Origin of the sequence: Alcanivorax sp. DG881 (genome assembly GCF_000155615.1) — a bacterium.
Taxonomy (GTDB): domain Bacteria; phylum Pseudomonadota; class Gammaproteobacteria; order Pseudomonadales; family Alcanivoracaceae; genus Alcanivorax.
This window is the reverse complement of the sequence record NZ_DS989915.1, coordinates 1,396,601-1,405,127: the sequence shown is the minus strand read 5'-3', so window position 1 is coordinate 1,405,127 and position 8,527 is coordinate 1,396,601. Positions and strand designations below refer to the sequence as shown.

At 59.2% G+C, this 8,527-nt stretch carries 8 protein-coding genes; 7 read left to right on the top strand and 1 reads right to left on the bottom strand.

The window, feature by feature from the left end:
* Nucleotides 1–117: 117 nt before the first annotated feature.
* Nucleotides 118–1,425, bottom strand: coding sequence for an MFS transporter (locus tag ADG881_RS06355; protein WP_007150080.1), 1,308 nt, complete (start codon nucleotides 1,423–1,425; stop codon nucleotides 118–120).
* Nucleotides 1,426–1,578: 153 nt separating this feature from the next.
* Here ADG881_RS06355 and cyoA point away from each other — a divergent pair, with 153 nt between their 5' ends.
* The 7 genes from cyoA (at nucleotide 1,579) to ADG881_RS06320 (ending at nucleotide 8,513) form a co-directional block, all read left to right on the top strand.
* Nucleotides 1,579–2,583 (top strand): ubiquinol oxidase subunit II, encoded by a 1,005-nt coding sequence (gene cyoA, locus ADG881_RS06350; protein WP_007149657.1) that lies wholly within the window; start codon nucleotides 1,579–1,581, stop codon nucleotides 2,581–2,583.
* A 35-nt stretch (nucleotides 2,584–2,618) separates the two neighbouring features.
* A complete protein-coding gene (gene cyoB / locus ADG881_RS06345) occupies nucleotides 2,619–4,619 on the top strand; it encodes a cytochrome o ubiquinol oxidase subunit I (RefSeq protein WP_007149982.1) in 2,001 nt (666 codons plus the stop codon).
* A complete protein-coding gene (cyoC, locus tag ADG881_RS06340; RefSeq protein WP_007150293.1) occupies nucleotides 4,612–5,250 on the top strand; it encodes a cytochrome o ubiquinol oxidase subunit III in 639 nt (212 codons plus the stop codon). Before cyoB ends, cyoC begins: the two co-directional genes overlap by 8 nt.
* Nucleotides 5,247–5,603 carry a cytochrome o ubiquinol oxidase subunit IV gene (gene cyoD / locus ADG881_RS06335; RefSeq protein ID WP_007150500.1) on the top strand — a complete coding sequence of 119 codons (357 nt, stop codon included), beginning with the start codon at nucleotides 5,247–5,249 and terminating at the stop codon, nucleotides 5,601–5,603. The genes cyoC and cyoD overlap by 4 nt, the downstream gene beginning before the upstream one ends.
* Nucleotides 5,604–5,727: 124 nt before the next feature.
* On the top strand, nucleotides 5,728–6,441 hold the full coding sequence (locus tag ADG881_RS06330; RefSeq protein ID WP_232211698.1) for an SURF1 family protein: 714 nt from the start codon (nucleotides 5,728–5,730) through the stop codon (nucleotides 6,439–6,441).
* A gap of 178 nt (nucleotides 6,442–6,619) precedes the next feature.
* A complete protein-coding gene (locus tag ADG881_RS06325; protein WP_232211697.1) occupies nucleotides 6,620–7,972 on the top strand; it encodes an ATP-binding protein in 1,353 nt (450 codons plus the stop codon).
* A gap of 1 nt (nucleotide 7,973) precedes the next feature.
* Nucleotides 7,974–8,513: a response regulator transcription factor gene (locus ADG881_RS06320; RefSeq protein WP_007148747.1), complete on the top strand. Its 540-nt coding sequence runs from the start codon at nucleotides 7,974–7,976 to the stop codon at nucleotides 8,511–8,513.
* Nucleotides 8,514–8,527: the final 14 nt, after the last annotated feature.

The window sequence follows — 8,527 nt, the reverse complement described above, 5'->3', positions numbered from 1 at the left end:
CCTACGAATAGGGTTTCAGAAATAATGAGGCCGCGCCCAGACTCTGGGCGCGGCTTCTGTGTCTCAGTCCGCTGTGGCCTCAAACCGCGTTGCAGCTTGAGGCTTGTAGCTTGCAGCTTAGTCCTCCCCCTGATCCTCCAGCGACTGGTTCACCGCCAGCGCCAGCAGGGTGCAGATCACGCCGGACAGCAGGTACACGGTCACTGACATGAGTCCGAACTTGGCGGACAGGCCCAGGGCTACCAGCGGGGCGAAGGCGGCGCCGAATAGCCAGGCGAAATCGGAGGTGAGGGCGGCGCCGGTGTAGCGGAAGCGCGGGGCGAAGTTGGCGGTGACCGTGCCGGAGGCCTGGCCGTAGGACACCCCGAGCAGGGCAAAGCCCAGCAGGATGAAGGTGTCCTGCATGACCGGGGTGCCGCCCATCAACAGCGGCGTGAGCAGGCTGAAGACACCAATCATGGCGGCCAGGGCGCCCACGGTGGTGCGCTTGCCGATGCGGGCGGCGATCCAGCCGGAGCCGATGGTGGCCATGATGCCCACGAAGCCCCCCAGCACCTGTACGGTGAGCACTTCGGCGGTGGTCTGGCTGCCCTGGAAGGCGATCCAGGAGAGCGGGAAGATGGTTACCACATGGAACAGCGCATAGCTGGCCAGGGCAGCGAAGGAGCCGATGAAAATATTGTGGCCTTCCTCGCGTACCATCTCGCTGGTGCGGATGGGTTCCAGCTCACTTTCCTGCATGGCTTCGGTGTATTCCTCGCCCAGCACCAGGCGCAGGCGCGCAAACAGGGCGACCACGTTGATGGCGAACGCCACGAAGAACGGGTAACGCCAGCCCCAGCCCAGGAAGTCTGCGGCGCTCAGGCTGTTATAGAGGTACAGGAACAGGGCGCTGGCGATCACAAAGCCCAGCGGCGCGCCCAGCTGGCCGATCATGGTGTACCAGCTGCGGCTCTCTTTGGGAGCGTTGAGAGCCAGTAGGGAAGGCAGGCCATCCCAGGAGCCGCCGAACGCGACGCCCTGCATGACCCGGAACAGGGCGAGCAGGGCGATGGCGTAGCCGCCCAGTTTTTCATAGCCGGGCAGGAAAGCGATGCCCGCGGTGGCGGTGCCCAGCAGGAACAGCGCGGCGGTGAGCTTGATGCTGCGGCCCCACTGGCGCTGGATCCACATGAACAGGGCGGTGCCGAAGGGGCGCGCCACAAAGGCCAGTGCGAACAGCATGAAGGAGTAGAGCATGCCCTGCAGCTGGCCGGTAAAGGGGAAAAACAGCTGCGGGAAGATCAGTACGGAGGCGATGCCGTATACAAAGAAGTCGAAATACTCGGAGGTACGGCCGATGACCACGCCCACGGCGATCTCGTTGGGAGCCACGGAGGCGTGGCTTTTTTGGCTTGGCATGGAAGCCGGATAGGTCTGCGACATGTTGTGCGCTCTTCACCAGAGTTGTTGTTTGTGCCTTGATGTCCATCAAGTATGGTTAGGACTTTAAGCCTATGGGACAAAATGTCCAATACCGGCTACTCATGCCCTTGGATAGAGTCCTGTCTACCTAAAAGCCAACCAGAAGATTCGCCAATGCAATTATTCAAATACTTGCGTGGAGCGTCGTTGACGTTGCTTGTCACCGCCTTGCTGTCGGGCTGTGACGCAGTCGTGATGTCCCCCTCTGGTGACGTGGCCGTGCAACAGCGGGATTTGCTCGTCTGGGCAACAGTACTGATGTTGCTGGTCATTGTGCCGGTGATCGTGCTGACGTTGTGGTTTGCCTGGCATTACCGGGAAAGCAACACCGAGGCCAACTACAAGCCCGACTGGACCCATTCCACCGTGCTGGAACTGGTGATCTGGTCTGTTCCGCTGATGATCATCATCGCGCTGGGCGCCATGACCTGGGTGAGCACCCACAAACTGGACCCGTACCGCCCGCTGGACCGCATTGATGCGCAGACCCCGGTGCCGGTGGGCCTGGAGCCGCTCACCGTGGAAGTGGTGGCGCTGGACTGGAAGTGGCTGTTTATCTACCCGGAGCAGGGCATTGCCACCGTCAATGAACTGGCGGCCCCGGTGAATCACCCGATCCGCTTCAAGATCACCGCCTCTACCATGATGAATTCCTTCTTCATTCCGGCCATGGCCGGGCAGATCTATGCCATGGCGGGCATGGAGACCAAGCTGCATGGGGTGATCAACGAGCCGGGCGTCTACAAGGGCTTTTCTGCCAACTACAGTGGCGCCGGTTACTCGCAGATGAAGTTTGATTTCCATGGGTTGAGCGAAGAGGACTTCGCCAGCTGGGTTGCCAAGGTAAAAGCCAGCGACGGGAACCTGAGTCGCGATAAATACCTGCAACTGGAAGAACCGAGCATCGATGACCCGGTGAGCTATTACGGCCAGGTGGATCCGACGCTTTACTACGGCATTTTCAACCGCTGTGTGGAGCCGGGCCAGACCTGTATGGAAGACATGATGTACCACGGCGGCATGGACAAGCACGCCGGTCACCATGGCGATGCCAAGGCTGAGCATGCGGATCATCAAGATCATGCCGGCCATCAGTCCCATGGAGGCCACCATGAATAATTCTCTCCTGATCGCAAACGCAGTAGGTGCCGCCCATGTTTGAGAACCTGGACCTGACCAAGCTGATCTTTGGTCGCCTCACCTGGGACGCGATTCCCTTCCATGATCCGATCATCCTCGGCACCTTTGCCGTGGTGGCGCTGGGCGGCATCGCGCTGCTGGCGGCCCTGACCCGCTACAAGCTGTGGGGTTACCTGTGGAACGAGTGGTTCACCACCATCGACCACAAGAAAATCGGCATCATGTACATCATTCTTGGCCTGGTGATGCTGCTGCGCGGTTTTGCCGATGCCATCATGATGCGCCTGCATCAGGCCATGGCTTTTGGCGATTCTACCGGCTACCTGCCGCCGCACCACTACGACCAGATCTTTACCGCCCACGGCGTGATCATGATCTTCTTCGTGGCCATGCCGCTGGTAACCGGGATCATGAACTATCTGATTCCGTTGCAGATCGGCACCCGCGATGTGGCCTTCCCGTTCCTGAACAACTTCAGTTTCTGGATGACCACCGGTGGCGCCGCCTTGATGATGGTGTCCCTGTTTATTGGCGAGTTCGCCAAGACCGGTTGGCTGGCTTACCCGCCGTTATCGGGGATATTGCAGAGTCCCGGGGTGGGGGTGGATTACTATATTTGGGCCTTGCAGATTGCCGGGGTGGGCACGCTGTTGTCGGGGGTGAACCTGCTGGTGACCATCGTCAAGATGCGTGCCCCGGGCATGAGCCTGATGAAGATGCCGGTGTTCACCTGGACCTCCCTGTGCACCAACATCCTGATTGTGGCGGCGTTCCCGGTACTGACCGCGGTGCTGGGCATGCTGACCATGGACCGTTACCTGGATACCGCCTTCTTCACCAATGATCTGGGCGGCAACGCCATGATGTACGTGAACCTGATCTGGATCTGGGGTCACCCCGAGGTGTATATCCTGATCCTGCCGGTGTTCGGTATCTTCTCCGAGATCGTGGCCACCTACAGCCGCAAGCCGCTGTTCGGTTACACCTCCATGGTCTACGCCACCGTGGTGATTACCGTGCTGTCGTACCTGGTGTGGCTGCACCACTTCTTCACCATGGGCTCGGGGGCCAGTGTGAACTCGTTCTTCGGGATCACCACCATGATTATCTCGATACCGACAGGGGCGAAGATCTTCAACTGGCTGTTCACCATGTTCCGTGGCCGCATCAAGTTCGATGTGCCCATGCTGTGGACCCTGGGCTTTATGGTCACCTTCGTTATCGGTGGTATGACCGGGGTGTTGCTGGCGGTGCCGCCGGTGGACTTCGTGCTGCATAACAGCCTGTTCCTGATTGCGCATTTCCATAACGTGATCATCGGCGGTGTGCTGTTCGGTCTGTTCGCGGGTATTACCTACTGGTTCCCGAAGGCCACTGGTTACAAGCTGGATGAATTCTGGGGCAAGCTGTCCTTCTGGTTCTGGCTGATCGGTTTCTACTTCGCCTTCATGCCGCTGTACGTGCTCGGCCTGATGGGCGTGACCCGTCGTGTCAGCCACTTCGAGGATCAGTCCCTGCAGATCTGGTTCCAGATTGCCGCCTTCGGTGCGGTGCTGATCGCAGTCGGCATTGCCGCCTTCGCGATCCAGCTGATTGTCAGCTTCCGTCGCCGCGAAGCGCTGGTGGACGAGACCGGTGATCCCTGGGATGGCCGTACTCTGGAGTGGTCCACCTCCTCGCCGCCGCCGCCGTACAACTTTGCCTTCACCCCACGCGTGCACGATCTGGACGCCTGGTGGCAGATGAAGCAACACGGCTTCCAGCGTCCTGAATCCGGCTTTATTCCGATTCACATGCCCAAGGGCACCTGGGCGGGCATCGTGCTCTCCGGCATCAGTGTGGTGATCGGCTTCGCCTTGATCTGGCATATGTGGCTGGTCGCCGGGGTGTCCTTCGTGGCGCTGATCGGCACCGCGATTTACCACACCTTCAATTACGACCGTGACTACTACATTCCGGCGGAAGAAGTAGAACGGATTGAAGCAGAACGTACACGGGTGCTTGCCAATGTCTGAAAATACCATGACTGCTGATGTGAACAGCACGCAGGACGGCCAGCTGGAGTTTCTGGTGAAGGGGGATCATCACCCCCAGAACGGAACCCTGCTGGGTTTCTGGATTTACCTGATGAGCGACTGCCTGATCTTCGCTGCCCTGTTTGCCACCTACGGGGTGCTCGGGCGCAGCTATGCGGGCGGGCCCACCGGCATGGAGCTGTTCGATCTGAGCCTGATCGCCATCAACACGTCGTTGTTGCTGGTGTCGTCCATCACCTATGGCTTCGCCATGCTGCATATGCAGGCCAACAAGGTGAAGGGCACCATGTTCTGGCTGGCCGTTACCGGCCTGCTGGGGCTGGGCTTTTTAAGCCTGGAATTGTATGAGTTTCATCACCTGATTAGCGTGGGCGCCGGGCCGCAAACCAGTGGCTTCTGGACTGCCTTCTTTGCGCTGGTGGGTACCCACGGTTTGCACGTGTTCTTCGGCATCGTGTGGCTGGTGACCTTGCTGTTCCAGCTGAAAAAACACGGTCTGATTCCGGAAAACAAGCGCCGGGTGTTCTGCCTGTCCATGTTCTGGCACTTCCTGGACGTGGTCTGGGTTGGCGTGTTCACTTACGTTTACCTGATGGGAGTGCTGCCATGAGCGAGCATACACACGATCATGATCATCACGATGCGGACATTCCCCACGTTTCCCTGAAGGAATACGCCACCGGCTTTGTGTTGGCGGTGATCCTTACCGTGATTCCGTTCTGGCTGGTGATGGGTGATGTGCTGGAAAGCTCTACCACCACGGTGATGGTGATTCTGGGCTTTGCGCTGGTGCAGATTGTGGTGCACATGGTGTTCTTCCTGCACATGAACTTCCATTCGGAAGGGGGCTGGAACATGCTGGCGCTGATTTTCACGCTGATTCTGGTCTTCATTACCTTGGCCGGTTCACTGTGGGTAATGCATAACCTGAACGTGAACATGATGCCGGGGATGATGGATTAAGAGGCGCAGTACGCAACATGCAACATGCAACATGCAACACGTAGCACGCACTCATGCGTAGGGCGGAGGTCGGCGTTGCCGGTCTCCGCCTTTCCCTCCCCGCCACGTTTGAAGAGGCATGACCATGGCTCGTCGGCGTATTTTTACTTTCCTGTTTCTGCTGTTGACTGCAGTCGCTTTCGTCGGCTTTGTGGCGTTGGGTGTCTGGCAGGTGAAACGGCTGGCCTGGAAGGAAGACCTGATTGCCCGGGTGGATGCCCGGGTGCATGCCGAAGCGGTGATCGCGCCGTCGCAACCTGACTGGCCCTCTGTCAGTGAAGACAGTCATGAGTACCTCCATGTCAGTGTGAGCGGCCAGTATCGGCCCGGGGCCGTTGCGCTTGTCTCTGCGGCGACGCAAGAGGGGCAGGGTTATTGGGTGATGGCGCCGTTGCAACGGGCCGACGGCAGCTGGGTCTATGTGAACCAGGGGTTTGTGCCCCAGGAAAAACGGGGCGCGGCCCAGTCGGGCGGCTATACGCCGGCTGAGCCGGTCACCGTCACCGGGTTACTACGTTTCAGCCATCCCGGCGGAGGTGTGTTCCGGGACAATGTGCCCGCCGAGAATCGCTGGTACTCACGGGATGTGCAGGCCATGGCAGAGCAGCAGGGGCTGTCGCCGGTGGCGCCGTATTTCGTGGATGCGCAAGCCGCCGGCAGCGAACTGCCGGTGGGCGGGCTTACCGTCATTCAGTTCCGCAATAATCATCGCGTCTACGCCATCACCTGGTTTGCCCTGGCCTTCGGCATGCTGTTGGCGGCCTGGCTGGTGCTGCGGGATTCACGCCGAACGCGCTAGTGTAGATCGCCGCTGATTGTGTGACTTATGTCGAGTGCATTTTTTCGCCAATCAAGGCGCTTTTCTGCAGGCATAGTGGGCCTACGTCAAAGAAAAGCAACACTGAGTGGCGGAAAAAGGCGCCGTCATAAGTTGCATTATTAGTGGCGACCTACACTAAACTGGGGTTATGGAAACCATGTCGTCGTCCTCACCCTCCAAGGCTTCCCTGTCGGGTTCGCTGTTTTCTGCGCTGCGCCGCAGTAGCGATGACCTGACCGGCCGCAAGAACCTGCAGTTGCTGATTCAGCTTCGCTGGATTGCCATGTTCGGCCAGTTCGCCACCATTCTGGTGGTTAACTACGGCTTCGGTATCAAGCTGCCCGTGTCACAAATGCTGGTGGTGCTGTTTGGTCTGTTGCTGCTCAATGCGGTCAGCGTGTTGCGCCTGCGGCTGCCGAAGCCGATTGGTAATACCGAGCTGTTTCTGTCCCTGCTGATCGATGTGGCAACGCTGACCATGTTGCTGGCGCTCAGTGGCGGGGCGTCCAACCCGTTCGTGTTCCTGTACTTGCTCCAAGTGATTCTCGGGGCGGTGTTGCTGGAGGTCTGGTCTACCTGGGTCATCCTGATTACCACCACCCTGTGTTTTGGCTGGCTGGCCTGGTACGGCCATCCGCTACCCATGCCGCTGGATCACTCCGAGGGGCTGTTCAGTCTCTACATCGAAGGGATGATGATTTGCTTTGTGCTCAATGGCGGCTTGCTGGTGATCTTCATTAACCGCATTACCCGTAACCGGCGCCAGCGCGATGAACACCTGGCGGAACTGCGCCAGCGGGCGGCGGAAGAGGAACACATTGTGCGCATGGGGTTGTTGGCCTCCGGCGCGGCCCATGAACTGGGTACGCCGCTGGCGACCCTGTCGGTCATTCTGGGGGACTGGAAACACATGGAGCCGTTCAAGACCGACGGGGACATGGCCCAGGAAATTGCCGAGATGCAGACACAGGTATTGCGCTGCAAGTCTATTGTCAGCGGCATTTTGTTATCGGCCGGGGAGGCCCGTGGAGAATCGTCGGAGGAAACCACGGTACGCGAATTTCTTGATGATCTGGTCGACGAGTGGCGCGAAACTCGTCCGGTGAAGGACTTTGCCTATCGCAATGATTTTGGTGAGGACCTGAGCATCGTGTCGGATTCTGCGCTCAGGCAGAGTATTCACAACGTGCTGGATAACGCTCTGGAAGCCTCTCCCCATTGGGTGCGGCTGGAGGTGCACCGCGAAGAAGAAACCCTGTTGGTGTCGGTGACAGACCGTGGGCGGGGTTTCCCGCAGGCGATGCTCGATAATCTGGGGCGTCCTTACCAGTCCAGCAAGGGACGGCCGGGCAGTGGTCTTGGGTTGTTTCTGGTGATGAACGTGCTGCGTACCCTGGGCGGCAACCTGAGAGCGAGCAATCTGGCCCAGGGTGGCGCACTGGTGACCTTGTCCCTGCCGTTATCAGTGGTCACTCTGGAGCAGGAAACAGGAGGAACCAACGGTGTCTGAAATGCTGGGTGATGAAAGACAGCTATTGATTGTGGAAGACGATGACGCCTTTGCCCGCACCCTGACCCGTTCGTTCGAGCGCCGGGGTTATCAGGTGGTTCATGCGGACAGCCTGGAATCCATGCAGGTGCTGCTGAAAAACCATCAGCCGGGCTATGCCGTGGTCGACCTGAAACTCAAGGGCGAATCGTCCGGGCTGGCCTGTGTTCAGGCGCTCCATGAACACGATGAGGACACGCTGATTGTGGTGCTGACAGGCTATGCCAGTATCGCCACCGCGGTGGAGGCGGTGAAGCTGGGCGCCTGCCATTATCTGGCCAAGCCTTCCAATACCGACGATATCGAAGATGCCTTCAACCGGGCGGAAGGCTCCACCGATGTGGCCCTGACAGCCCGTGCCACGGATCTGAAAACCCTGGAATGGGAACGCATCCACGAAACCCTGGCAGAAACCGGGTTTAATATCTCCGAAACCGCCCGCCGCCTGGGCATGCACCGCCGCACCCTGGCCCGCAAGCTGGAAAAGCAGCGGGTGAAGTAGCCCTTGCCGTAGGA